Below are 24,925 nucleotides of genomic sequence, written 5' to 3'. Positions count from 1 at the left end.
TGGAGATCACATGAATCGCGCCGTAGCACCGCCGCCGCCCAGCGTCACATCCGCCCATGCGATCGCGTCTGGCGAGATTGCCTACCGCGCGCAGGTGGAGAATCTGAACTTCTACTACGGCTCATTCCAAGCGCTCAAGAGCGTGAACCTCGCGATTGCCGACCGCCAAGTGACAGCGCTGATCGGCCCCTCAGGTTGTGGCAAGAGCACCTTGCTGCGTTGCTTTAACCGCATGCACGACCTGTATCCCGGCAATCGCTATGAAGGGAAGATCCAGCTCTTCCCGGAAGACATGAACATCGTCAGCAGTAGCGTCGATCCGATGCAAGTGCGGCTGAGGATCGGCATGGTCTTTCAGAAGCCCAATCCGTTCCCCAAATCGATCTTTGACAACGTTGCCTCCGGGCTACTGATCCGGGGTGTGCGTGACAGGGGAATCATAGCCGAGCGGGTAGAGCTTGCCCTGCGGCAGGCCGCGCTCTGGGAGGAGGTTAAGGACCGTCTTGCGCAATCGGCATACGGCCTTTCGGGGGGGCAGCAGCAACGGCTGTGCATCGCCCGGGCGCTGGCACCCAATCCAGAGATGATCCTGTTCGATGAACCCACCTCGGCGCTGGATCCCATTGCGACCGCGCGCATCGAGGAGCTGATCGATGAGTTGCGAAGCGAATACACCATCGTGATCGTTACCCACAATATGCAGCAGGCCGCGCGCATCTCCAACTACACGGCTTTCATGCATATGGGGAACATGATTGAGTACGGGGAGACCTCGGAGTTCTTCACCAATCCCCAGCACGAGAAGACTCACGAGTACATCACTGGCCGCTTCGGTTGAGGAGAGCTGACATGACCGATCACATCGTGCAGGCATTCGACACCGAGCTTGAGGCGATCACTCAGCAGATCAGCGAGCTAGGCCAACTGGCCGAGCGGCAGCTCACCGATGCGGTGTGGGCGCTGCGCCATGCCAGCAAGGAACTTGCAGAGAGCGTGAAAGCGCAAGACACTCAGATGGACCGACTGGCGGCCCGGATTGAAGAGGAGGCCATCAGCCTGATAGCGCGTCGACAACCGCTTGCGGTGGATCTACGCCACGTAATGGCCGCTATACGTATCGCCGCCAACCTGGAACGTGCAGGCGATCTGGCCAGCAACATTGCTAAGCGCGTCATCGCCATGGCGCCTCATAAGCTGCCAGATGCATTTGCTGAGCCTCTCCAGCGCATGGTCGACTTGGCCCTGCTACAGCTTCATGACGCAGGAGAATCCTTTGCAAAGCGAGATGCCCAACAGGCTCAAGGTGTCTGGGAACATGATGCCACGATCGATGCATTGCACACACTATTGTTCCAAGACATCGTCGAGGCAATGACCGACGATCAGGTGCCTGCATTGGACCTGGCCCACCTATTGTTCGTCATCAAGAACATCGAGCGTATCGGCGATCACGCCACCAACATCGCGGAAAACGTGGTGTATCTGGTGAGTGGCGCAGCGCCAACACAAGATCGTCCCAAACAGGACGAAAGCAGTTCGCTCGCTCAGCTATCACCCAAGCGTTAGCGGACTAATTCGGCGCTCTGTTACCTGCAATGAAACGTCACGTCCAAGGGTGCCAGCCGGGTTACGGCCGGCACCCTTGTGTTGCGGTCACTTCTTGGACTTCTGGGTCAACACACTGCCGGCCAGAGTGCGCGTAGAGGCACTGGTGCGGCCATCGTTGAGGGCCTTGGCAGCGGTGCTGGCCGTGGACCCAGAGGACTGCTTGGACGTACCGGCCTGGGCCAGCGCACTACCTGCCAGGGACTTGGCCGTCTTGCTGGCACCGGGATCGCGCAACACCGAGGAGGCGGTGCGGGTGACCTTCGGGCCAGACTGCTCACGCTTGGACATCGGATATCTCCTGTATTCGTGGCGTAGGAAAGATCCAATGCGTCCTGCCACGGAGGGGGCGCATTGAAGGAATCAGGCTGCTTTGCGATAGGGCTGCTGCAGCTCCATTACGTCCAGAGTGAAATCAAGTGGGATCTGGATCGGCTCGGTTGGTTCTCGCTTGTCGTTGTACACATCGACATCAGTCTTGAGCTGAAGGCAGTCACCCACGATCTGCTGGCGGCGCTGGGCGAAGGACCTTACAAAGTGATTGTGCGGGGCCTGCGGATCGTCCAGATCTGCCCACAGCGAGAGGGTCTTGTTGCCTTGCTTATAGGTCGCCGCATGCTTGGCTCGGTACCGACGACCGTGGCGGTCCACGCGATACTCCTCACGGAACACCTGGGCAATGTCAGCGGCGATGGCGTCGATCACCGTCCGGGCATTGGGCGTGTGCAGACCATTGCGCCAGGCCCATTCGGCCACGGCGTGGGTGTCCAGCGGGCCCTCGATGCCGGTTTCGGCTTTGTAGCGCTCGACGTATTCTTTGACAGCGGTGGTGTAGGACATGGGGAGCCTCCATCAATCGGTGTGGACAACGCCCCAGCCATCGGTATGGGCTGAGCCGGTGACAAACGAGCGAACCTTGACCTGGTGCTTGCGAAACAGATCCCAGCGACCCAGGCGACGCTGCAATTGGCCTACGACCAGGCCGGGGTGAACGTTCAAGCGCTGCGCAAACAGCACCACACGCTCTTCCTTGAAGAACGGGTTGACCCGAGCAATGAAGCCGCTCATTTCAGCCGGGTCCACGCAAAAGGCGCCAGCGGCGGTGTTGGCTACCACTTCTTCCTCATTGATCTGTTCGGAGGCGGTGGCCTCAATTTCCTGATCCAGGATGTAACCCCGCTCACGCCCATGCCGATGCAACACGTGCTCCAGCTCGTGGCGCAATACGAACCAGAAGTTGTCGATCCGATCCAAGCGCAGCGACAAGGCCACCACCGGTTGGTCGTCGGCCAGCCAGAAGCAGGCACCATCGATCTTGGTACCTGCGATCGGTTCCACGACCACAAAGCGGACCCCGCACTCGGCCAGCAGGCGCGCCACGTGGCGCGTTTCCTCAGGCGCGCTACGCATCGCCGCAAGGCTTGGCAGGGCCTTCCGCAATGCGGCCTCGTCGTAGGGCGCGCTCACGATCTGTCCAGCCACTTGGCAGGCCCGGCGCAACCAAGCCAGTTGCAGGATCATCGGTGGCGCCTCGGCGTCGCTCTTCTTGGCCGCATGCGAAAAGAAAACCGGCTCATCCAACTGCCCGAGGCCGAAGAACTGCAGGAACTGTTGTTCCAGCACATCGATGTTCTTGCTTGCGGTGATCCAGCCCCGCTTGACCATCTCGCGTACGGGGAAGCGCTCATACAGATGCGCCCGCCGGCTGATCAGGTCATCGGCCGTGCGAACCTTGGAAAGCTGATATTGGCTCTCCAAGTTCATCCAAAGCTCGGCACCGGTACCCAGCGAGTCGCCCAGCTGGATAGCGGTCTCGGGGGTAATGCCTTTTTTTCCGGCGATGATCTCGTTGATCAGCCGCACGGGGCGACCGATGATCTCGGCCAACTCGGTCTGCGTCCATCCCCGTGCCTCCAGTTCCTCTCGGAGGAATTCGCCCGGCGGAAAGACTTCGGCGAACGTGTTCATAGGCGTGTCCTTGGGGATCAGTGGTAATCGGCAATTGAAACAATCACGACCAGCTTGCCGGTCTCGTCCTCTTCCAGGCGGAGGATCAGTCGCCATTGGTCGTTCAAGCGCATCGAGCGTTGATGCGCACGATCTCCTTTAAGCTTTTCGTAGTGCAGGGATTTCATGGCGTAGAAAACGCGTTCATCTGGTGCAGCACGGATCAGTTGCATGCGTTTGCGGAAGGCTTTGACCAGAGCGCCATCCAGGCCTGCCGTAAACGTGGCATCCGATTCCAGTCGCTTGAGGGTTTCGTTCTCGAACCTGACTTCCATGTCTGCGGACGCCCAGCCTGCTGTATGCCTCTTTTACACTTAGTGTAATAGGGTCATATCTTGCTTTCAAGCGTGAGTATGTTTGTGCAAGTGGGCGAGTTTCGCCGGGTTTCGTACCGTCAAATCGCCATCTTGGGAGTCCAAGAGCCTTCACACGGGATAATTCAACATTATCCCGCCTGAGCAAAGCCGCCGCCGAACGGCCGCCTGCACTCTTTATTAGTATGTAATTACATGGTATGTAATACATTACGAAATAATTGGAGAACAGCATCATGGCGCGCGCAGGACTCTACAAAGGGGATGTCCAGAAAGCGCGTGACGCGCTGCTGGCCCAAGGCAAGAAGCCTTCCGTGGACGCGGTTCGGGTGGCTCTGGGCAACACGGGCTCCAAGACCACGATCCATCGCTACTTGCGTGAACTGGAAGAGGAGGAGGGCGGCGGTCCGTCACGTGCGGTGGCCGTGAGTGAGGCCTTGCAAGACTTGGTCGCGCGCCTGGCTGCGCGACTTCAAGAGGAGGCAGAAGCGATCCTCACCAGGGAGCGAGAACGCCATGGGGCCGAACTCCAGCGTCAGCAACAAGCGCTTTCCACCGCCCAACAGGAAGCCGCTGCCCTGGGCAGTCAGCTGCAGCGCACTGAGACCAGCTTGACGCAAGAGCAAGCCGCTCACGCCCTACTTCAGCAGAATCTGCGCGACAAGGTCGCGGAAATCGCCCAGTTGAATGAGCGCATCGCCGGCATGACGGTGCGGCTGGCTGATTACGAGGCGCATACGCGTTCTCTGGAGGACAAGCATGCCCACGCCCGGGAAGCGCTCGAGCACTACCGCGCTTCAACCAAAGAGCAGCGCGAGCAAGAGCTTCGCCGTCACGAGCATCAGATCCAAGAGCTGCAAGTAGCCTTACGTCAGGCCAATGAAGCCTTGGGCGCGAAGAATCAGGAGCTGTTGGTGCTTAACCGCGACAATGGCCAATGGCTGGAGCGCCATGGGCGGATTGAGCGTGAGCTTGTCCAGTTGAGGCAGGTCCACGAAGGCCAACACAGCGAGATCGTGGCGTTGCGCCAGACCGCAACGGACCACATGGCACTGCAGGAGCGCTGGAAGACTGACGTCAAGGCCTTGGATGCCCTGCGCAGCGAGCTAGCTCAAGTCCAAGACACCCTTGCGCAGGAGCGTGAGCGCCGCCAGAGCGCTGAAGCCGATGCGTTGCGTGCCAACGCGCGTCTTGAAGCGCTGGAGCCCCTGCTGAATCAACTGACGCCGGCACAAAATACGGTGAAGAGAACCCGGCGCAGCAGTACGCAGGGTGGGGGAGCGGACTAACGAGGCTACTCGTTTGCCTGCTAGCGGCCGGGATAGCGCTCCCCAGTCCAGTACGCCCATTCCATAGGTACGACCCAGTCTACGAACAGCTTGGCTACTGAGGACTCCGGTGCCAGATGGTAGGGCTTGAACATGCCTTGCTGGGGCGAACTGGTCATCAGGTAGCGCAAGCGCTTCTTGACCTCTTGAAAGATGGCCTCGCGCACATGGGCGCTGTCGTGCACGCCAAGACGCATTGCCACCGACGCGCCTTGGCGTACCGCCGCCCAGCAACAATAGCGCCACTGCGCGATCGGCAGACCCCGCGGTCCGGATTGAAACACGAACCCCACATCACGTGCCCAGCCTGGGTCGAAGTGATGTTTGAGCAATTGCTGCTCTAGAAACTGCTCGGTCTCCCAGAGTGCAAGTTCATCCCACAGCTCTAGTTTTGCGTCCGCCAGTTCTACATCGTGTGCCATATCACCGAGTTGGTCTTCCAGCACCGGGAGCAGGTGCCTGCGCTCGTGGGTAGACCAGGCGAAAGCCCATTGCAGATCTTCGATGGGCGTGACCTCGGCATCGGGTCGGATCTGCCATCGATCCGCTGGCCAGGGAACTTGGATCAGGGCCAAGTCTCGCAAGGCGTCCAGCACCAGCAAGGTGGAGCGGCGTGTGGGCGCCACCGGTATGCGTCGTAGCTGCGCGGCCAGCAGCGCGGCAAGGAAAAGGGTGCCACGAAGCCCCAACGCCTCGATGCTGGCGACCCCAGATGGCGTCATTGACGAGGTTCCGGGCATGCGGGTTCCGGGGGTGAGGGAGCGGCGTGGCTCCTGGCGATGGCAGCGCTACCGGGGTCGCCGGTTGCCTCAAAGCTAAGAATATCTTAGTATGCAAGGCAGGGTACATCCGCCATCCTTATGGGGTCTCCATGGGGTGCGCGCGTGACTTTGTCAGTCGACTCAACACCGACCTTCGCTCGACGCCTCAAACAAGCCCGCCTGCACACGGGCTTGTCGCAGAAGGAGTTGGGCATCCGGGCCGGTCTGGATCCTCACGTGGCCAGCCCCCGAATCAACCAGTACGAGCGTGGCAAGCACGAGCCGAAGCTGGAGACCGCTGAGCGGTTGGCTCAAGCGTTGGGGATCCCCGCCGCGTTGCTGTACACCGATGATGATCTGCTGGCCAAGTTGCTCCTACGCTGGGGCTCGCTCAGCAAGCAGCAGAAGCGCGAGCTGGTGAAGCTGATCGAGAGCACATCCGAGAAGTAGGCCGTACGGTCGCTCGCTTTATGGGCAGCACTTCGCTTCAACCCGGCCCTTTGGAGCGCCCCCGGATGGAACACCAGTGGGCGCGGCTAGCGCGACTAACGGGGCGCGGCATCTCAGGCCTGCCTGAGATTTTGTTCACGACCGATACACGCGCGCCTTGTCTAAAGTGATTTACCATGTCGCCCGTGTCAGCCTCCTCACTTCTACTGCGACTGATCCTGATCGCCATGCTCGTGCTTAACGGGGCGTGGTCGGCGTTTGCGTCGGTCAGTATGAATCCGGTGATGGAAGAGCAGGCCAGCGAAGTCGCTGCCGCGGTGCAAGTCGACGAAGACTGCGTCGCCCATCACAGTGCTGAGCATCATCCCGATGCCACATCGATTGAAAAGGCTGGCACTGGGCACGGCGATCATGCCGGCCCCGACTGTTGCAAGTCGTCTGCGTGCCGGTGCGCCTGCGTGCACGCGTGCGCGAGCGCATTGCCTGCGCGCCTGCATGTTTCGGTACAACTGGCCTTGGGCCTGGATGTCATGCCGCTGCCCTTGGGGCATCCGGCGCCTGCCTTGCCTCATCTGATCCGACCACCGATCGGCTAAGCGTCCCTAGGCGCCGCAATGGCGCCGTTGGTGTGGCTTGCATGCCTGTATAGGCCAGCCACCCGCTCTGTACCACCGCCTGCCGGTGGCAACACGACGCTTGGAGCATTTACATGTCGCATGATGATTTTCGTGGTCCACATGGTGGACCGCTGCTGCCTTCGCGGCGGCGATTTGTCCAAGGCTTGGCCTTGGGAGGCGCAGTCGCAGGATTGGGGTTCTGGCCCAAAGCCAGTTGGGCGCTCAAGGGCCCCGGACAAGCCAACGTATTGTCGGGCACCGAGTTTGACCTGACCATCGGCGAGACGCCGATGAACTTCACCGGCAAGACCCGCACCGCGATCACGGTCAACGGGTCCGTTCCGGCGCCGTTGCTGCGGTGGCGGGAAGGCACCACGGTCAACCTGCGTGTCTCCAATGCATTGCCGGCCAACTCCCTCCATGGCACGGATACTTCCATCCATTGGCACGGCATCATTCTGCCGGCCAACATGGACGGCGTGCCGGGCCTGAGCTTTGACGGCATCGGACGTGGTGAGACCTACCACTATAGGTTCACCCTGCATCAGGGCGGAACCTACTGGTACCACAGCCACTCAGGTTTCCAGGAACAAGCTGGGCTTTATGGACCGATCGTGATCGATCCACTGGAGCCAGAGCCTTTCAGCTTCGATCGCGACTACGTCGTGATGCTGAGCGATTGGACAGACCTGGACCCGACGGCCCTGTTCGATCGTTTGAAGAAGATGCCGGGCCATGACAACTACTACAAGCGCACGGTCGGCGATTTCGCGCGCGATGTGAAGCGCAATGGTCTGTCGGCCACGTTGGAAGATCGCAAGATGTGGGGCGTGATGCGAATGACGCCCACGGATCTGTCCGACGTCAACGCCAACACCTACACCTACCTGATGAACGGCACGACCTCTCTGGGCAACTGGACCGGGTTGTTCCGCAGTGGCGAGAAGGTGCGTCTGCGTTTCATCAATGGCTCTGCCATGACGTACTTCGATGTGCGTATTCCGGGGTTGAAGATGACCGTGGTCGCGGCGGATGGCTTGTACGTCCATCCGGTTTCGGTCGACGAGTTCCGCATTGCAGTAGCAGAAACCTTCGATGTGATCGTGGAGCCCTCCGGGCAGGACGCATTCACCATCTTTGCCCAGGACTCCGGTCGCACCGGCTACGTCAGCGGCACGCTCGCCGTGCGCGAAGGACTACGCGCGCCTCTTCCGTCTGTGGATCCCCGGCCGCTGCTGACGATGGCAGACATGGGCATGGATCATGGATCGATGGATATGTCTGGCGGCAGCAAGGGCATGGAAGGCGGCTGTGGTGCAGCCATGGGCATGCCCGGCATGACCCCACCTGCCAGCGGCAATGAGGCCTCGGCCCATGCGGGTCACGCGATGCCCGCCGCCGGCGATGGTGCCATGGCCGGCATGCAGCATGGGGGCATGCAATCACACCCTGCCAGCGAGACCAACAATCCCCTGTTGGACAACCAAGCCATGAGCGTGACTTCGCGCTTGGACGATCCGGGCAATGGCCTGCGCGATAACGGCCGTCATGTACTGACGTATTCCATGCTCAAGAGCACCTTTGAAGACCCTGACGGACGCGACCCCGGTCGCGAGATCGAGCTGCATCTGACCGGACACATGGAGAAATTCTCCTGGGGTTTCAATGGTCAGAAGTTTTCCGATGTCGAGCCGCTACGGCTGAACTACGGCGAGCGCATGCGCATCGTATTGGTCAACGACACGATGATGACCCACCCGATCCATTTGCACGGCATGTGGAGCGATGTGGAAGACGATAGCGGCAACTTCATGGTGCGCAAGCACACGGTGGACATGCCGCCAGGCAGCCGACGTACGTATCGCGTGCGTGCCGATGCGTTGGGCAGCTGGGCGTTCCATTGCCACCTGCTCTATCACATGGAAGCCGGAATGATGCGCACGGTGAGGGTCGACGAATGAACATCAATAGACGCAATACCACCCTGACTGCGCTGACCCTGGCTATCTCGCTGGCCCTGGCCAATGCGGCCAGCGCCCAATCCATGCAGCACGGCTCCATGCCGATGGAGCAGGGCGCGCAGACCCAGGCTCAGGATCACTCTGCACATCAGGCGCCGACATCAAAGCCTGCGCCAGCCCCCAAACCTACAACACCGGCCAAGACCAGCGAAGCGACTATCGATCATGCGGCGATGGGCCATGCCGCGCCGCCGGCTCAAGCAGCCGAGCCTGCCATGCAGGGCATGGACCACTCGCAGATGGGGCACAGCTCGCCCGCGAGTACACCTGCAGCGCCCAAAGCGCAGACGCAGCCGATGCAGGGCATGGATCACAGTCAGATGGCACAGCCCGCTGCGTCCGACGCCTCCAGCACGTCCACGCCTGCGATGCAGGGGATGGACCATTCGCAGATGGGCCACGGTTCGCCCGCATCCGCTACGCCAGAAGCTGGCATGCAATCGATGGAGGGCATGGACCACAGTCAGATGGGACATGGGCCTGTCGCACCAACGCAGCCGCGCACCCCGATTCCTGCGGTGACCGAGGCTGATCGTCAGGCGGCCATCGCGCCCGCACACGCGCATCCGGTGCATGACAATTCGATCAAGAGCTACGTACTGCTCAATCGCCTGGAAGCCTGGGATGCCGATCCGGGCACCGGGCTGGGTTGGGAGGGTCAGGGTTGGATCGGTACGGACCTCAATCGCGTCTGGTTCCGCAGTGAAGGCGAACGCACAGATGGTCAGACCGAGTCGGCTGATCTGGAAGTGCTCTACGGCCGCAGTATCTCCACGTGGTGGGATGTGGTAGCCGGTGTGCGCCATGACTTCAAGCCGGGGGCTTCGCAGAACTTCGCCGCTATCGGCGTACAGGGCTTGGCACCGATGAAGTTCGAAGTATCCGCCACAGCCTATCTCGGCGAAGGCGGCCAGACTGCTGCCAATGTCGAGGCCGAGTACGAACTGCTGCTGACCAATCGGCTGATCCTGCAGCCGCTGGTGGAGGTCACGGCGTATGGCAAGAACGATCCATTGCGCGGAATAGGTTCGGGTCTGAGTACCGCTGAGGCGGGCCTGCGACTTCGTTATGAGTTCACCCGAAAGTTCGCTCCCTACATCGGCGTGGTGTACGAGCGTGCGTTTGGCAATACCGCAGACATGCGACGCGATCATGGCGAGTCTTTTGAAGACACGCGCTTGGTCATCGGCCTTCGTACCTGGTTCTAAGGGGAACTGACAATGAAATCCAACAAGAAGATGTGGGTATGGCTCGGCGCCGGCGTGGCATTGGTTGCGGTGGTCGCAACCGCCGCGGTCTCTCTGGGCGTGTACAACGTGGCCGCTGATGATCCGCATAGTCGCCCGGTGTATGCGCTACTTGAAACGGCGCGTGAGCGTTCCATTGAGGTGCGCGCCGCCAAGCTTCAGGTACCCACGAACCTGGATGATCCTGAGCGTATCCGCCAGGGTGCGGGCAACTACAACGCTATGTGTGTGACCTGTCATCTTTCGCCAGATGCGGCGGCCACCGAGATGAGCAAGGGTCTGTACCCCGCGCCACCAAACCTAAGCAAGCACCCGGTGGGTCCAGCTGAGGCGTTCTGGGTGATCAAGCACGGCATCAAGGCCAGCGGCATGCCTGCGTGGGGCGGCAGCATGGACGATGAGTTCATCTGGAACATGTCGGCCTTCCTGCAGAAGCTGCCCAAGCTGGACAAGGCCGGCTACCAGGCGTTGGTAGCCAGCAGTGATGGCCATTCACACGGTGGCGGTGAGACCGGCGGGCACTCGCATGGCGAGGAAGCGGGTGCAGATCACCATGGCGGCGGTGATAGCGAAGAGATGGGTGATGGCCATGGCCATGGCCAGGGGCATGAAGCAGGTGGCATGGGCATGGACATGAGCAAGCCTAAGGAAGGCACCACGCATGTGCATGCCGACGGCAAGACGCACGTGCATGCGGCCGAGCCGGCAAAGCAACCTGCGCAGGCCAAGTCCGAGGGCGAGCACGATCAGCACGGTTCCATGCCAGCCAAACCAGCCGAGCCAGCTCCCAAGGCCGATGACGGCCACGATCACCAGCATTGATCCCTTCATGGAGCTGCCCCGGCTCCACGCCCGAGCGCCTCGGCGCTCGGGCATCTCTTAAGGAAGCATGATGAACACTTCACGCAGCTGTCTCTTTCTGCTGGCCACGGCCTTGTCGCTGACCGCATGCGCGCGCCCCGAATCGGCTGTCAATTCAGAGGCGGCATCGGACGCCCAATCTCCGACATCGGCGGCTGCGCAGCAGGTCACTCAACCGCAGCGTCCGTTGCCGTTGGTCAAAGTACATAAGAGTGCGACCTGCGGTTGCTGCCAACTGTGGGTGGAGCATCTGGAGAAAGCAGGTTTTACGGTTGAGGTGCACAACAGCGAAGACCTGAACCCGATCAAGGCGCGCTTGGGCGTTCCTTATGGACGCGGCTCGTGCCATACCGCCGAGATCGATGGCTACATCGTCGAAGGTCATGTGCCGGTGCAAGACATCCTGCGCCTGTTGCGTGAGCGCCCGGTAGGCCGTGGATTAGTGCTACCGGGGATGCCTGCCGGTTCTCCTGGCATGGAGATGCCCGACGGACGTGTTCAACCCTATACGGTGGAATTTGTACTGCCCGATGGCACCACGCAGCCTTACGTCCTGCACGGTCAACGCAGCTGACAGTTTGCTCGCGATCCCTTCTTCCAGCCCAGAGTGATCCATGTCCCCTCATTCCCACGATGAAGCCGGCAAGGCGATGCCGCAGGGTGCCAGCGATGGTCCAGACTCGGTGCGTGATCCGGTATGCGGTATGCAGGTCTCCGCGGCTAGAACGCCGTACCACGCTCTGCATGGCGGAACGAAGTATCACTTCTGCTCAGCCAGATGCCGAGAGCGGTTCATCACTAATCCCGACCGTTATACGGACGGTGCTGCCCAGCAAGTTGAAATGACCGCCCCAGCAGCGGTGGCTCCCCCCCGCGATACCCATGCCACGGTCTATACCTGTCCGATGCATCCGCAGATTCGTCAGCCAGGTCCCGGCACCTGTCCGATCTGCGGCATGGCACTGGAGCCGGAGATGCCGTCGCTGGAGGAGGACGACAATCCGGAGTTACGCGATTTCACCCGACGCTTCTGGTGGACGTTGCCTTTGACGTTGATCGTCCTGGTCTTGGCCATGCTGGGACATCGTCTGCCCGGCTTGTCCACGCAGGCGCGCACCTGGATTGAGCTCGTGCTGAGCGCCCCGGTGGTGCTCTGGGCGGGGTGGCCTTTCTTTGTGCGCTGCCTACAGTCCATCGGCAATCGCAGCCCCAACATGTGGACGCTGATCGGCATCGGCGTGGCCGCCGCGTTTGGCTACAGCGTGGTGGCCACCGTGACGCCGGGCCTGTTTCCGGACTCTTTCCGCGAGCATGGACGGGTGGGGGTCTACTTCGAAGCAGCGGCGGTCATCGTCTCGCTCACGCTGCTCGGCCAGCTGCTGGAACTGCGGGCGCGCTCCAAAACCTCGGCAGCCATCAAGTCGCTGCTGGGGTTGGCGCCCAAGACGGCACGCCGCGTCAAGCCCGATGGGGGCGAAGAGGACGTTGCGCTGGATCACGTGCATGTGGGTGATCTGCTTCGCGTACGACCGGGCGAGAAGGTGCCGGTCGATGGGGAAGTCATCGAAGGTCGCACCAGTGTCGATGAGTCGATGCTGACCGGTGAACCCATTCCGGTGGAGAAGACTGTCGGTGACCACGTCATAGGCGCCACGCTCAACGGGACGGGCGCCCTGGTCATCCGGGCGGACAAAGTCGGATCCGGGACGGTACTGTCGCAGATTGTGCAGTTGGTGGCCCAGGCCCAGCGCTCTCGCGCGCCGATGCAGCGTATGGCGGACAAGGTGGCGTACTGGTTCGTTCTGGCCGTGCTGGCCACGGCGGTGCTTACCTTCTTCGGATGGGGCCTGTTTGGACCCGAACCGTCATGGACCTTTGCCGTCCTCAATGCCGTATCGGTTCTGATCATTGCGTGCCCGTGTGCCCTGGGTTTGGCTACCCCCATGTCGATCATGGTCGCCACCGGCCGCGCTGCGCAGGTCGGAGTTCTGTTCCGCGACGCTCAGGCGATCGAACAGCTACGTCTGATCGACACCTTGATCGTGGACAAGACCGGTACGTTGACCGAGGGACGTCCAGCCTTTCGCGACACGCTCTCCTACGCCGGTTTCGACGCCGATCAGATCCTTCGTTTGGCCGGCAGCCTGGAGCAGGGCAGTGAGCACCCCCTGGCCGAGGCCATCGTGGCTGAAGCCCAACGACGTGGCTTGAACCTGGTGGCCGCCCAGGATTTTGATTCGCTCACCGGCCAAGGCGTTCGCGGGCGCGTGGCCGATCAGGATGTCGTGCTCGGCAACCAAAGCCTGATGGCATCGGTTGGCGCCGATGTAGCCCCCTTGCAGAGCAGCGCCGAGCGTCTTCGCAAAGAAGGCGCCAGCGTGATGTTCCTGGCGGTCAATGGGCGGTTGGCCGGCGCCATTGCGGTGGCTGATCCCATCAAAGCCACGACCTTGCCTGCCTTGAACCTGCTACGTGCCGATGGCCTGCACGTGGTGATGGCCTCCGGTGACGCACAGGCCACGGCCGAGGCCGTGGGGCGCACGCTGGGCATCGACGATGTGCGTGGCGGCGTCAAACCTCAGGACAAGGCCGAACTGGTCCAGCAACTCAAAGCCCAAGGGCGTCGTGTGGCCATGGCCGGCGATGGCATCAACGATGCGCCGGCCCTGGCGGCAGCCGATGTGGGCATCGCGATGGGGACGGGCACGGATGTGGCCATGTCCAGCGCCCAGCTCACCCTGGTCAAGGGTGATTTGAGGCGCATCGTGCAAGCCCGTGCCATCTCGTCTTCGACAGTGGCCAACATGAAGCAGAACCTGGGCTTCGCCTTCGTCTACAACGCCATCGGCGTGCCCATCGCCGCCGGCCTGCTGTACCCCAGCTTCGGCCTTTTGCTCAGTCCGATGATGGCGGCCCTGGCCATGAGCCTGAGCTCGGTTTCGGTGGTCACCAATGCCTTGCGTTTGTCCGGCTCCACCGTTGTTGCCACCTCTCACCCTGACCGCGCCGATGAGCCTGCGCGCGGCCATTCCTGTCACTGATGGCTCATATCCCACAAGGAGTACTGCAATGAAGCGTTATGCCTCCCTCTCGATGATGGCCCTGTTCCTGATGGCCGGCGCGGCCTTCGCCGGTGGCCAGACCACCACGCCCACCACCGACCACGGCCAGCACAAGCCGATGGATCATAAGAAGCAGGAGCATGGTCAGCACAAGCCGGCCGCGGCCGATGCCGACTTCACTAAGCTCGATGCCAACAAGGACGGCTCGTTGTCCAAGGAAGAGCTGGCCAAGCACAAGCTGGCACCCCACTTTGGCATGCTCGATAGCAACAAGGACGGCAAGCTGAGCCCGCAGGAATTCGCTGCCGGCAAGGGTATGTAACTGCTATCTCCCCGGGGGCTGGGTCCTTGGCCCCCGGGATTCGGCGATGTTCTGCTATTCCCACGGAGATCGACATGTCTTCTTCGCACGGTAAGCACGAAAGCACGCACACGCAGCATCTAGGGCAACACGCCTCGCAAGGAAGTCCCGGTCAGACGCATCAGGGGCACTACGGTCGCCTGCTGCTGATGATGGCCCTGTCGTTCCTGGCTATGTACGCCCTGATGTATGCCATGGTCGATCAGTGGGCCAACGTCTATCACAACGTCAACCAGCTCTACATGGCAGGGCTAATGGCTGCGCCGATGCTGTTGATCGAGCTTTGGCTCATGTCCAGCATGTACCCCGATCGTCGGCGTAACCTGATCCTGGCCAGCGTGACCGTGGCGTTCATGCTGTTCTGTTGGTGGGGAATCCGTACGCAGGCCGCGGTGACTGATCGGCAGTTCATCCGCTCTATGATTCCCCATCATGCCGGCGCCATCCTGATGTGCGAAGAAAACCGCCTGAAGGATCCCGAGCTGACCAGACTCTGCCTGGACATCATCACCTCGCAGAAGCAAGAGATCGCCCAGATGAAGCAACTTCTCGCCAATTGATCGCGGTGACGTCTGCTGTCTACTTGCGCCGCTCAAAGACTAGGTAAAACGGTGTCCCCGCCCAGGAGGGGTTAGCTAGGCTGCGCCAGAACAGCAGGAGCTGTGCCGTTGAATAGGCGGGCACGGCACCGGGCCGGAAGAACAGAAAACGCAGCAATCGCCTGTTTTGGGCTGAATCAACTTATTGCAGTTCACGCATTCATAGAAGAACTGACATGAGTCTATGGACATGGTCTCTGTTGCCCGATGACCGCATACAGGGCAAGTCAAGGTGCTGGCCAGTTGCATGTCAGCCACTTTCCGATCCTGTCTTGATGGTCGCTGGAAAACCGGCGTCAGTGATCGCCTTTGCTATTCTCGCTGAATCCACGATTTTCGCATCAAAAATAACGGTCACTGTTCCAGCCCGTGTGTCTACCTGAGTGGACGTTACCCCAGGCACCTTGTCCAAGGCCTTCTCGATGGTAATGCTGCATGCCGGACACGTCATGTTCTCCACATGCAACATGACCCGTTGAGGTGTGATGGCCCAAGCCGCCGACATCCAGATCGTCATGATCAGACCAAGAAGCATTGCGCGCATAAAGTGCTCCTTACAAGAACCAGCTAATGTAATAGGGAAAGAGTAGCAACAGCACGATCCCGCTGGCGGCCATCCAGAGCCAACGACGGCGGCGCCTTAGTGATGGGGTATCCGTGCAGCCACCGTCATTGCTGCACCGCTGCGCGCCTGAGCGATACTGGGTCCAAAACGCCCAAGCCAAGCAAAGTATGGTGAGCGCGCTCAACCAAGGGCGCCAGACGTCAAAGGCCGTGAGGTTAGCGATCCATGCTCCGCTGATTCCCATTAAGACCAGCACCAGCGGCACCACGCAGCATATTGACGCGCCAACAGCGGCAACCGCCGCGCCCCAAAGAGGTGGCAAAAAGGACTTGGGAGGACGATGCTGACTCATGGCAGTATGTTATTCTCCGTACCATGGTACGGAGTCAAGCAGTGATCATGAGTGCCATGACCATCGGTCGGCTGGCAAAGGCCGCGGATGTACATATCGAGACGATTCGCTATTACCAGCGGCGGGGCTTGCTTCCTGAGCCCGAACGTCCACAACGCGGTGGACGGCGCTATGGCGAGGCTGATGTTAGCCGGCTTAGATTTATCCGACGAGCTCAGGCGGCCGGGTTCCGTCTTGATGAGATAGCTAGTTTGTTGCAGATCGAGGGCAGGGGCGCGTGTGAGCAAACCCGATTGCTGACGGAACAGAAGTTGAGCGAAGTCCGCCAGCGCATTGAAGATTTGCGTTTGTTGGAGACCGGGCTGAAACAATTGGTAGACGAATGCCAAGCCTCCGCGGGTGATGCTTGCCCCGCGCTAGATCGGTTGGCAAGGACAAGTCGGTAGCCTCAAGCCATAGAGTTCAGCTGCCCGCTCCTGTTGAGCGCCGGTCGTACCGCGCTACAGGCGCGGTGGATTAGGCGAGCGGCTATGCGCGCAGTAGCTTGATCTAAGTCCAAGGGCGGACACAGCTCAGCCACATCCATCAACCGCACCTTTCCTGAAGCCAGGATCAAGTCCATCAATGCTTCCACGACCTCTAGGCTCACGCCTCTTGGATTAGGCGCGCTCACACCCGGAGCAGTGGCTTGCGGCAATACATCCAGGCACAGGGTCAGGTAGATTACGTCCACCGCATCACACCAGCGATTCACCACTTCCGCTTGTGCGTGCCAATTCCACGCGTTTAGGGCGTCATCGGTGATGTAGTGGGCGCCCTCACGTTCGGCCGTAGCGAACAAGCGCGGTGTATTGCTGGAGCGACTGACGCCAATGCAGTGGTACTGGAGCGGCGTGGCACTCCTGTGGGCGTGCTCCAATGCTTGAAGGAAGGGCGTGCCGGAACTCGCACACCCCTGCTCGCGTAAATCGAAATGAGCATCGAAGTTGAAAATGCCGATTCGCGATGGTGATGGTCCGAGGTGGCCGCACAGGGCCGCATAGCTGGCATAGCCAATTTCGTGACCTCCGCCTAAGCCGACGACCCAATGCCCGCTATCCAAGAGTTGTTGGGCGCGCTGGGAGTAGTGGGCCTGTGCCAGCTCCAGGGCACGATCCTCGCAGACGATATTGCCTGCGTCGTAAAGAGGGCAGGGTTGTAGCACGGGCAGGTTGGCCAACGTCCTGCGAAGTGCATCGGGCCCTTGTGCAGCACCTGGCCGTCCGGCATTGCGACGAATGCCTTCATCGCTGGCAAAGCCCAGCAGGGCAATGCCAGGAGCGCCAAGATCCGGGTCCGACGCCACCACCTGATGCCAGCGCTGGGTATCGGCCGACAACGGCAGATCCACGCGCCCCGCCCATGCAGGATTCACCTGCCCGTCTCCTGCAATGGCCACTCCAGGAACGGTTGCAGCCCCCCTCGTTGGATGAAGGCCTCGATGGCCTGCATCTCGGGGGCCAGATAGCGGTCCTCGTCGTAGCGGGGTACCAGGGCGCGTACCTGCGCGTGCACCGCTTCCAAAGCCTGCGAAGACTGCAGCGGCCGTCGGAACTCGATGCCTTGGCAGGCGGCAAGCATTTCGATGGCCACGATGCGACGCACGTTATCGGCCACCTCGCGAGACTTGCGCGCGGCGAAGGTCGCCATGCTGACATGGTCCTCCTGGTTGGCCGAGGTCGGCAAAGAATCCACGCTGGCGGGATGGGAGAGGGTTTTGTTTTCGCTGGCCAGTGCAGCGGCGGTCACGTGGGCGATCATGAAACCTGAATTGACGCCCGGGTTGGCCACCAGGAATGCGGGCAGACCTGACAAAGTCGAATCGATCAACAAGGCAATCCGGCGCTCGGCTAAGGCACCGATCTCCGACACTGCCATGGTCAGTTGATCCGCAGCAAAGGCCACGGGCTCGGCGTGGAAGTTGCCACCCGAGATCACTTCGCTGGTATCGGTGAAGACCAGTGGGTTATCAGAGACCGCGTTGGCCTCTGTCCACAACACTTGTGCCACATGTTGCATCACGTCGCGTATGGCCCCCATCACCTGAGGCTGGCACCTGAGACTGTAAGGATCCTGCACACGCGTGTCGTTCTGACGATGCGACTCACGGATCGCGCTACCGGCCAGCAGGCGAAGGGAGTGCTTCGCCACGACAATCTGGCCCGGCTGGCCACGCACGGCATGGATGCGCGGATCGAAGGGCGAGTCAGAGCCGCAGGCGGCATCGACGCTCATCGCGCCGCTCAACACGGCAGCTGAGTAGATCTGCTCTGCCGCGAACAGCGCCATCAATGCAATGCCGGTGGATACCTGCGTGCCGTTGAGCAGGGCCAGCCCCTCCTTGGCCGCCAGCCGGATCGGGGTGATGCCCGCGTGTTCCAGCGCCTGGCTGGCGGGCAGCACCTGTCCGTCAACCCGCACGTGGCCTTCGCCCATGGCTGCCAACGTCAGGTGCGCCAACGGTGCCAGATCGCCGGAGGCGCCTACTGAGCCTTGGGCAGGAATGCAGGGCCAGATCTGTGCGTTGTAGATCGCCACTAGCGTAGCCAGCGTCTGCTCGCGTACGCCCGAGTAGCCTCGGGCCAGAGACGCGATCTTGGTGGCGAAGATCAGTCGTACGCAGGCGTCATCGAGCAGCGGGCCCATGCCAACGGCATGGGAGCGCACCAGGTTGGTCTGCAGTTGCTCCAATTGCTCGCGCGCTATGTGGACCTTGGCCAGCTTGCCAAAGCCGGTGTTGATGCCATAGGCAGGCTCACCGGCCACCACGATGGCCTGGACGGCTTGGGAAGAGGCGCGCACCTGATCCCAACAGGCGGGGTCCAGTGCGATGGGGGCGGCACCTTCGGCGATCTGCCGCAGCTGCGCCAAGGTCACTTGGCCAGGCGTCAAGTTCAGCATGATGCTCACTCCAGGATGGCCGGCAAGATCAACTCATGCTCACGCGCGCACGCCAATGCTTGCTCGTAGCCGGCATCAGCATGGCGCATGACCCCGGTGGCCGGATCGTTCCATAGCACGCGCGCTAGCCGCCGGTCGGCTTGTTCAGTGCCATCGCAGACGATGACTACACCCGAATGCTGCGAAAACCCCATGCCCACGCCGCCTCCGTGATGCAGGCTTACCCACGTGGCGCCGCCACTGGTGGCCAGCAGGGCATTGAGCAGCGGCCAATCCGATACCGCATCGGAACCATCACGCATGCCTTCGGTTTCGCGGTTGGGGCTGGCGACCGAGCCACAATCCAGATGATCACGCCCAATCACGATGGGCGCCTTCAATTCGCCGTTACGCACCATTTCATTGAATGCCAAAGCCGCTTTGTGTCGCTCGCCCAGACCCAGCCAGCAAATGCGGGCAGGCAGGCCTTGGAACGCGATGCGCTCCCGCGCCTGATCCAGCCACTGGTGAAGATGCGTGTTATCCGGAAACAGCTCTTTGACCTTGGCATCGGTCTTGTAGATATCTTCCGGGTCGCCGCTGAGGGCCACCCATCGGAAAGGCCCCATGCCCCGGCAGAAGAGCGGACGGATACAGGCGGGCACGAAGCCAGGGAAGGCGAAGGCCTTGTCCACGCCTTGATCCAGGGCCACTTGCCGGATGTTGTTGCCGTAGTCGATCGTCGGCACGCCCAGCGCGTGGAAATCAAGCATGGCGCGTACGTGCGTGGCGCACGAGGCGGCCGCGGCCTGCGCCAATTCACGGCGTTGGCCGTCGCTGCCCGCCCGGGCCTGCTCCCACTGCGACACCGTCCATCCCGACGGCAGATACCCGTTGATCAGGTCATGCGCCGAGGTCTGATCGGTCACCGCATGGGGGCGGGCGCCGCCATTGCGTGCAAGAGCGACGAACTGCGGGAGTAATTCGGCCGCATTGCCCAGCAATCCCACCGACACGGGGACTGGACTGCTTTCAATGATCTGCAGGGCCTGCTCGATGGAGGTGGCCTTGTGATCGACATAGCGTGTGCGAATGCGAAAATCGATTCGCGACTCCTGACACTCGATCACGATGCTGCTGGCGCCGGCTAGCGTTGCGGCCAATGCTTGCGCGCCGCCCATACCGCCCAAGCCTGCGGTGAGGATCCACTTGTTCTGCCAGTTGCCACCGTAGTGCTGGCGACCCAGCTCAACGAACGTCTCGTAGGTTCCCTGCACGATGCCCTGGCTACCGATGTAGATCCAGCTGCCGGCGGTCATCTGCCCGTACATCATCAAGCCCTTCTTATCGAGCTCGTTGAAATGCTCCCAAGTCGCCCAGTGGGGCACCAGGTTGGAGTTGGCGATCAGTACGCGCGGTGCATCCTTATGCGTGCGGAACACGCCTACCGGTTTTCCCGATTGCACCAACAAGGATTCATCATCCTCAAGCGATCGCAACGTTTCCAAGATACGGTCAAAGCTTCTCCAGTCGCGCGCAGCACGACCGATGCCGCCGTAGACCACCAGGTCTTCCGGGCGCTCGGCAACATCGGGGTCCAGATTGTTCTGGATCATGCGGTAGGCCGCTTCAGTCAGCCAGCTCTTGCAGTGCAGCTGGGTGCCGATCGGAGCGCGAACGGTGCGCGCAGGGGAAGCGGAGCGTTCCAAGGTATCCATCAAATCCTCAAGGGGTCAGGGGGGCGCCAACCTGGAAGGTGCCCACAAAGCGGTAACGAGATGCCGGGTGAATCAACCGCACAAAGCTGGCCACCTGTCCGCGCGACCACGTACGTCGGGTCAGCACCAGCAACGGATCGCCTTCGTTGATCTTCAGTTGCGCAGCCAGACGCTTGCTGGCCGTCTCGGCTTCAATCACATGTTCGGCGCGCTCCAGCGGCGCAACGCGCATCAAGTACTGATGCGGAATCTCGGTGTGGAAATCGATGTCCAGGTAATCCGGCGCCACGCTGGGTTGCACAAAGCGATCCTCCAACTGCACCGGCTTGTCATCGCTGTGGTGGAGCAGGCGACTGTGGAACAGCTCCGTGCCCGGCGTCAGGCCGAAGTTGGTCGTCACACTGGAGCGCGCCTCGACCGTCTCGCAGATCAGCACTTGGACCGAGTGTGTCTGGCCGCGTGACTGAATCTCGTCGCGAATATTGCGCACCTCGAACATCGCCGATTCGGCCTTGGGGCCGGCGACGAACGTGCCGACACCTTGCACCCGGGTTAGTACGCCGGCATCGGTCAACTCGCGCAGCGCTCGATTCACTGTCATGCGAGACAAGCCGAACTTGGCCGTCAGTTCGTTCTCGCTGGGGACGCGACTGCGCGCGGGCCAGTCGCCGTTGGTGATGTGACGCAGGATGAAGTGCTTGAGCTTCTGGTAGTGCGGCTTGGGTTCGTCCATGGCCCAAGCATTACATGTCTATACAACCAGTCCAACCACTTTCGATGCTGTACTGCACAAGCAGTTGACACTAAGAATTTCCTCGTGCTATTGCTGTGGTATAGACAACCTGCGGGTTCGCCACACGCTCATGCCTTCGCTTCGCGTGCTACTGCGTATGTTCCTGATCCTCGTGCTCTGCGCGGATGGGATCCTGAGCGCGCAGGCCACCACGCGGATGGCCGTGCGGCATATTCCTCCCCCAGGTGCGGTGAATGGCACCCACTCGGTGCATGGCGGCGCGCGTGTCAATGAACGCGCCAAGATTAGTAACGATTGCAACAAAATTCTTCCCGGTGGCAAGCGAGCCGGGCAGGGTGATCAGAACGATCATCAGTGCGACTGCAGCACCACCTCCTGCGACTGCAGCTGTGTGCTCACCTTCTTCGCCGGGCGTGTGCCGGTCATCTTTGCCGCCCAGCACGCCCTGACGAGCACCTACCTACCTACGCCTGAGTTGCCGCCGCTGCGACGACAGGTATCCCGGCTGTTCCGACCTCCCATCGGCTAATGCTGCTTGGTCGCCATTGATTGGCGACGTCTACGCACGCCCTGATGTCGCATAGGCCCCCACGTCTGGGGCACCAGGGTCATACGCATGCATTGCCCTTCGGGGGAGAGAGAACCCATGTACTTCAAGCGCAATCCTTTGGCGGTATCCGTCGGTGCCCTTCTGTGCGCCGGTTTTTCCACGGTGGCTCTGGCTCAGCAGGCTGAACAGGGCGCCACGAGCGAGTCGGCCAAGACGCTGGACACCGTCCAGGTCACCGGCAGTCACATCAAGCGGCTCCAGATTTCCGGCGTCGGCCCGGTCAGCGTCGTGGATGCCGAAGCCATCGAGCGCTCCGGCGCCACTTCAGTGGAGACGCTGCTGCAGCGCCTGCCGGCCTCGGCCGGTTTTGCCGGCAGCCAGTCCAATGCCTACTGGGCCGAGAACGGCTACGGCACTACCCAGGTCAATCTGCGCGGCTTGGGCATTAACCGCACGCTGGTTCTGCTCAATGGTCGTCGTGTGGTCAATGGCGGCACCGGTGCCAACAGCTCGGTGGACCTGAACATCATCCCCGTAGCGCTGATCGAGCGGATCGAGGTCCTCAAGGACGGTGCCTCAGCCATCTACGGTGCCGATGCCGTGGCGGGTGTGGTGAACATCATCACCAAGAAGAACTACGACGGTGCCGAGGCGGCGGTGCGGTACGGACAGACCTTCGAAAGTGATGGCGAAGAAAAGTCGTTCGATTTCGCCTGGGGTATTACGTCAGACCGCGGTTCGTTGATGGCCGGCATCAACTACTCGGAGACCGGCGCGGTCAACATGGCCTCACGCGCACCGTGCGGCTTGGGTGAGGTCGACGGGCAACTCGAATGTGTGGGCAGCTCGGCCACCATCGGTGGGCGCGCATTGCTAGCCGACGGCTCGCGCGTGAACTTCAACCAGGATCCCAATGGTGACGGGGACTTCTATGAACCGTATTCGGCGGCCAAGCATAACTACAACGGCAATCCCTATCTCAATGCCGTCAATCCGATCAAGCGTTTGAGCTTCAGCCTGTTCGGCGACAGCACTGTGAATGAAACCACGCGCGTGTTCACCGAGTTGATGTTCACCAACCGCCAGTCCGACCAGTTGGCCACGCCCGGCAGCCTGGGTGTCTATCGACCGATCAATATTGCGGCCGGCCACCCGACCAACCCGACCGGCCAAGACCTGCTGCTGCAGCGCCGCCGTCTGGAAGAGGCCGGCCCACGCGAGTTCTTCCAGGAAACCAATACCTTCCGCGTGGTCGCGGGCATTGAAGGCCAGTTGGGCATGAACTGGGACTGGTCGGCCGCGCTGAATTGGGGCCGCAACACTGGTGTGGATGGCTCGACCAATGTGGCGAACCTGGACCGGGTGGATGACACGCTCAACACCGCGCTGTGCAGCAACACGCCCGGCGCGGCGATCCCCTGCGGTGACTATCTCGGCTACGGCGACCTGACCCCCGAGGTGCTCAACTACATCCTGTTCAGGACGCGCGACAACGGCGGCAACGACCAGAAGAGCTTCACCGCCAACATCAGCGGCCAGCTATTCGAGATGCCGGCCGGTTGGGTGGGCTTTGCCTCTGGCATCGAGGTTCGCAAGGAGCGTGGTTGGCGCGATCCCGATCCGCTGACGGTACTGGGCATTGCCAACACGAACCAACAGGATCCGATCGCCGGTGAGTACACGGCCAAGGAAGCCTTCGCCGAGTTTGCCGTGCCGCTGCTTCAGGACAGCGTGATCGCCGAGAGCCTGACGCTCAATGCCGCCGTGCGCTATTCCGACTATGACCTGTTCGGCGAAGACGTGAATTACAAGGTGGGCCTGGATTGGCAGATCGTGCCGTCCTTGAAGGTGCGCGCCAACTACGCCACGGCTTTCCGTATCCCCAACATCCCCGAATTGTTTGGTGGCGTAGCCGAGGGCAACCTGACCACGACCGATCCCTGTAGCGGCTGGAGCAGCTTGCCGGCTGATTCGGTAGTGCGTCAGAACTGTCAGGCGTACGGCGTGCCGGCAGGTTACGTACAGCCGGGCAACACGATCCTGACCACCTCCGGCGGCAATCCTGACCTGGAGCCGGAAGATGCCAAGTCCCTGACCGTGGGTGCGGTCTGGACGCCGAGCTTCTTGCCGGGACTGACGCTGACGGTGGACTACTTCAACATCAAGATCGACAACGCGATCCAGCGTATCGATGGCTCAACCAAGCTGTCGATCTGCTACAACACCCCGGGCTTGGCGCATCCGTTCTGCGGCAATGACAACTTCACCCGCAATCCGATCACCGGTGAAGTGGACTTCCTGTCGTCCCAGCCGGTCAATGCGGCCAACGAACGGGTACGGGGCATCGACCTGGGTGGTCTGTACGAGTTCGCGGTTGCTGGGTTCGATTCGACCTTGAGCGTGGATGTGTCCTATCTGGACCAGTACGACGTGCGGCCGTTCCCGGGCGCGGATGTGATCGAGTACGCCGGCAAGATCACCGGTGGCCGTGGCAGCTTTACTCACTGGCGCGCCTTGACCTCGCTGACGATGGAACGCGAAGCCTGGTCCGGTTCTTACAGCTTGCAGTACATCGGCAAGGCCGATGACATCAATGCCAGCCCCGGCGACATTGGCGATCACGCACCCAGCGTGACCTACCACAATGTCCAGCTCAAGTACGCACCGAACAAGACCTTCGATGTGTCCTTCGGCATCGACAACCTGTACGACAAGAAAGCCCCGCTTATCCAGAGCTACACCGACGCCAATACCGACACGATGACGTATGACCTGCTGGGTCGTCGTTGGTATGCCCGCGTGGGATACCACTGGTAAGACCTGCTTGGCCTGCT

General features: G+C 61.2%; 27 protein-coding genes. 15 read left to right on the top strand and 12 right to left on the bottom strand.

The features are described from left to right. Nucleotides 1-10 precede the first annotated feature (10 nt). Both pstB and phoU read left to right on the top strand, forming a co-directional pair. A complete protein-coding gene (gene pstB / locus CSC76_RS07295; protein WP_162109368.1) occupies nucleotides 11-838 on the top strand; it encodes a phosphate ABC transporter ATP-binding protein PstB in 828 nt (275 codons plus the stop codon). Nucleotides 839-849: 11 nt separating this feature from the next. Next, a complete protein-coding gene (gene phoU, locus CSC76_RS07290) occupies nucleotides 850-1,566 on the top strand; it encodes a phosphate signaling complex protein PhoU (RefSeq protein ID WP_162109367.1) in 717 nt (238 codons plus the stop codon). A gap of 87 nt (nucleotides 1,567-1,653) precedes the next feature. Here phoU and CSC76_RS07285 read toward each other — a convergent pair whose 3' ends face one another. From CSC76_RS07285 to CSC76_RS07270, 4 genes are all read right to left on the bottom strand, one after another. Continuing rightward, complete coding sequence (locus tag CSC76_RS07285) at nucleotides 1,654-1,896, bottom strand: hypothetical protein (RefSeq protein WP_162109366.1); 243 nt, start codon at nucleotides 1,894-1,896, stop codon at nucleotides 1,654-1,656. A 72-nt stretch (nucleotides 1,897-1,968) separates the two neighbouring features. Further along, complete coding sequence (locus CSC76_RS07280; protein ID WP_162109365.1) at nucleotides 1,969-2,445, bottom strand: hypothetical protein; 477 nt, start codon at nucleotides 2,443-2,445, stop codon at nucleotides 1,969-1,971. A 12-nt stretch (nucleotides 2,446-2,457) separates the two neighbouring features. After that, on the bottom strand, nucleotides 2,458-3,573 hold the full coding sequence (locus CSC76_RS07275) for a HigA family addiction module antitoxin (protein WP_162109364.1): 1,116 nt from the start codon (nucleotides 3,571-3,573) through the stop codon (nucleotides 2,458-2,460). 17 nt (nucleotides 3,574-3,590) lie between these two features. After that, a complete protein-coding gene (locus CSC76_RS07270; RefSeq protein WP_162109363.1) occupies nucleotides 3,591-3,887 on the bottom strand; it encodes a type II toxin-antitoxin system RelE/ParE family toxin in 297 nt (98 codons plus the stop codon). Nucleotides 3,888-4,162: 275 nt separating this feature from the next. Between CSC76_RS07270 and CSC76_RS07265 the strand changes: the two genes are divergently transcribed. Further along, nucleotides 4,163-5,215 (top strand): DNA-binding protein, encoded by a 1,053-nt coding sequence (locus CSC76_RS07265; RefSeq protein WP_054668669.1) that lies wholly within the window; start codon nucleotides 4,163-4,165, stop codon nucleotides 5,213-5,215. 20 nt (nucleotides 5,216-5,235) lie between these two features. Here CSC76_RS07265 and CSC76_RS07260 read toward each other — a convergent pair whose 3' ends face one another. Next, the gene (locus CSC76_RS07260; protein ID WP_228903388.1) at nucleotides 5,236-5,994 is read right to left on the bottom strand and encodes a hypothetical protein; all 759 of its coding nucleotides are present in this window, start codon (nucleotides 5,992-5,994) and stop codon (nucleotides 5,236-5,238) included. Between the two features lie 120 nt (nucleotides 5,995-6,114). Here CSC76_RS07260 and CSC76_RS07255 point away from each other — a divergent pair, with 120 nt between their 5' ends. The 9 genes from CSC76_RS07255 (at nucleotide 6,115) to CSC76_RS07215 (ending at nucleotide 15,194) form a co-directional block, all read left to right on the top strand. Continuing rightward, nucleotides 6,115-6,465 carry a helix-turn-helix domain-containing protein gene (locus CSC76_RS07255; protein ID WP_046934799.1) on the top strand — a complete coding sequence of 117 codons (351 nt, stop codon included), beginning with the start codon at nucleotides 6,115-6,117 and terminating at the stop codon, nucleotides 6,463-6,465. Nucleotides 6,466-6,641: 176 nt separating this feature from the next. Beyond that, nucleotides 6,642-7,061 carry a transcriptional regulator CopL gene (gene copL / locus CSC76_RS07250; protein ID WP_046934798.1) on the top strand — a complete coding sequence of 140 codons (420 nt, stop codon included), beginning with the start codon at nucleotides 6,642-6,644 and terminating at the stop codon, nucleotides 7,059-7,061. Nucleotides 7,062-7,174: 113 nt separating this feature from the next. Beyond that, complete coding sequence (locus tag CSC76_RS07245) at nucleotides 7,175-9,043, top strand: copper resistance system multicopper oxidase (protein ID WP_046934797.1); 1,869 nt, start codon at nucleotides 7,175-7,177, stop codon at nucleotides 9,041-9,043. Further along, nucleotides 9,040-10,311, top strand: a complete 1,272-nt coding sequence (locus CSC76_RS07240) for a copper resistance protein B (RefSeq protein WP_162109362.1) — start codon at nucleotides 9,040-9,042, stop codon at nucleotides 10,309-10,311. The genes CSC76_RS07245 and CSC76_RS07240 overlap by 4 nt, the downstream gene beginning before the upstream one ends. A gap of 12 nt (nucleotides 10,312-10,323) precedes the next feature. Beyond that, the gene (locus CSC76_RS19015) at nucleotides 10,324-11,172 is read left to right on the top strand and encodes a c-type cytochrome (protein ID WP_228903386.1); all 849 of its coding nucleotides are present in this window, start codon (nucleotides 10,324-10,326) and stop codon (nucleotides 11,170-11,172) included. Between the two features lie 70 nt (nucleotides 11,173-11,242). Beyond that, complete coding sequence (locus CSC76_RS07230; protein WP_080955570.1) at nucleotides 11,243-11,785, top strand: DUF411 domain-containing protein; 543 nt, start codon at nucleotides 11,243-11,245, stop codon at nucleotides 11,783-11,785. A 40-nt stretch (nucleotides 11,786-11,825) separates the two neighbouring features. Then, entirely contained in the window at nucleotides 11,826-14,252 is a 2,427-nt protein-coding gene (locus CSC76_RS07225) for a heavy metal translocating P-type ATPase (protein ID WP_379605912.1), read from the top strand. Between the two features lie 28 nt (nucleotides 14,253-14,280). Continuing rightward, complete coding sequence (locus CSC76_RS07220) at nucleotides 14,281-14,595, top strand: hypothetical protein (protein WP_046934794.1); 315 nt, start codon at nucleotides 14,281-14,283, stop codon at nucleotides 14,593-14,595. Between the two features lie 74 nt (nucleotides 14,596-14,669). Continuing rightward, nucleotides 14,670-15,194: a DUF305 domain-containing protein gene (locus tag CSC76_RS07215; protein ID WP_046934793.1), complete on the top strand. Its 525-nt coding sequence runs from the start codon at nucleotides 14,670-14,672 to the stop codon at nucleotides 15,192-15,194. 75 nt (nucleotides 15,195-15,269) lie between these two features. Here CSC76_RS07215 and CSC76_RS19010 read toward each other — a convergent pair whose 3' ends face one another. Genes CSC76_RS19010 through CSC76_RS07205 form a run of 3 tightly spaced genes read right to left on the bottom strand, consistent with a single transcriptional unit; the run spans nucleotide 15,270 to nucleotide 16,150 of the window. Then, on the bottom strand, nucleotides 15,270-15,482 hold the full coding sequence (locus CSC76_RS19010; RefSeq protein ID WP_343160890.1) for a GDCCVxC domain-containing (seleno)protein: 213 nt from the start codon (nucleotides 15,480-15,482) through the stop codon (nucleotides 15,270-15,272). Between the two features lies 1 nt (nucleotide 15,483). Next, nucleotides 15,484-15,777, bottom strand: a complete 294-nt coding sequence (locus tag CSC76_RS07210) for a heavy-metal-associated domain-containing protein (RefSeq protein ID WP_046934792.1) — start codon at nucleotides 15,775-15,777, stop codon at nucleotides 15,484-15,486. A 10-nt stretch (nucleotides 15,778-15,787) separates the two neighbouring features. Then, the gene (locus tag CSC76_RS07205) at nucleotides 15,788-16,150 is read right to left on the bottom strand and encodes a mercuric transporter MerT family protein (RefSeq protein ID WP_046934791.1); all 363 of its coding nucleotides are present in this window, start codon (nucleotides 16,148-16,150) and stop codon (nucleotides 15,788-15,790) included. A 47-nt stretch (nucleotides 16,151-16,197) separates the two neighbouring features. Between CSC76_RS07205 and CSC76_RS07200 the strand changes: the two genes are divergently transcribed. Further along, a complete protein-coding gene (locus CSC76_RS07200; RefSeq protein WP_162109361.1) occupies nucleotides 16,198-16,596 on the top strand; it encodes a MerR family transcriptional regulator in 399 nt (132 codons plus the stop codon). Between the two features lie 2 nt (nucleotides 16,597-16,598). On the opposite strand, the gene hutG is transcribed toward CSC76_RS07200, so the two are convergent. The 4 genes from hutG to hutC are packed head-to-tail and all read right to left on the bottom strand — an operon-like array spanning nucleotide 16,599 to nucleotide 21,520. Beyond that, nucleotides 16,599-17,564, bottom strand: coding sequence for a formimidoylglutamase (gene hutG, locus CSC76_RS07195; RefSeq protein ID WP_046934806.1), 966 nt, complete (start codon nucleotides 17,562-17,564; stop codon nucleotides 16,599-16,601). Beyond that, on the bottom strand, nucleotides 17,561-19,099 hold the full coding sequence (gene hutH, locus CSC76_RS07190; RefSeq protein WP_202923499.1) for a histidine ammonia-lyase: 1,539 nt from the start codon (nucleotides 19,097-19,099) through the stop codon (nucleotides 17,561-17,563). The genes hutG and hutH overlap by 4 nt, the downstream gene beginning before the upstream one ends. After that, entirely contained in the window at nucleotides 19,096-20,787 is a 1,692-nt protein-coding gene (hutU, locus tag CSC76_RS07185) for a urocanate hydratase (RefSeq protein ID WP_162109359.1), read from the bottom strand. The genes hutH and hutU overlap by 4 nt, the downstream gene beginning before the upstream one ends. A 7-nt stretch (nucleotides 20,788-20,794) precedes the next feature. Further along, nucleotides 20,795-21,520 carry a histidine utilization transcriptional repressor HutC gene (gene hutC, locus CSC76_RS07180; protein ID WP_046934788.1) on the bottom strand — a complete coding sequence of 242 codons (726 nt, stop codon included), beginning with the start codon at nucleotides 21,518-21,520 and terminating at the stop codon, nucleotides 20,795-20,797. Between the two features lie 157 nt (nucleotides 21,521-21,677). Here hutC and CSC76_RS07175 point away from each other — a divergent pair, with 157 nt between their 5' ends. Together CSC76_RS07175 and CSC76_RS07170 are read left to right on the top strand one after the other, a co-directional pair. Then, complete coding sequence (locus tag CSC76_RS07175) at nucleotides 21,678-22,070, top strand: CopL family metal-binding regulatory protein (RefSeq protein WP_046934787.1); 393 nt, start codon at nucleotides 21,678-21,680, stop codon at nucleotides 22,068-22,070. A 117-nt stretch (nucleotides 22,071-22,187) separates the two neighbouring features. Continuing rightward, nucleotides 22,188-24,908 carry a TonB-dependent receptor gene (locus CSC76_RS07170; RefSeq protein ID WP_162109358.1) on the top strand — a complete coding sequence of 907 codons (2,721 nt, stop codon included), beginning with the start codon at nucleotides 22,188-22,190 and terminating at the stop codon, nucleotides 24,906-24,908. The last annotated feature ends 17 nt before the right edge of the window (nucleotides 24,909-24,925 follow it).

The sequence above is a fragment of the Pseudoxanthomonas mexicana genome, assembly GCF_010093385.1.
In the GTDB taxonomy this organism is placed as follows: domain Bacteria; phylum Pseudomonadota; class Gammaproteobacteria; order Xanthomonadales; family Xanthomonadaceae; genus Pseudoxanthomonas_A; species Pseudoxanthomonas_A mexicana.
Note: the sequence above shows the minus strand (reverse complement) of the source record. Positions and strands in the feature narration are given on the sequence as shown.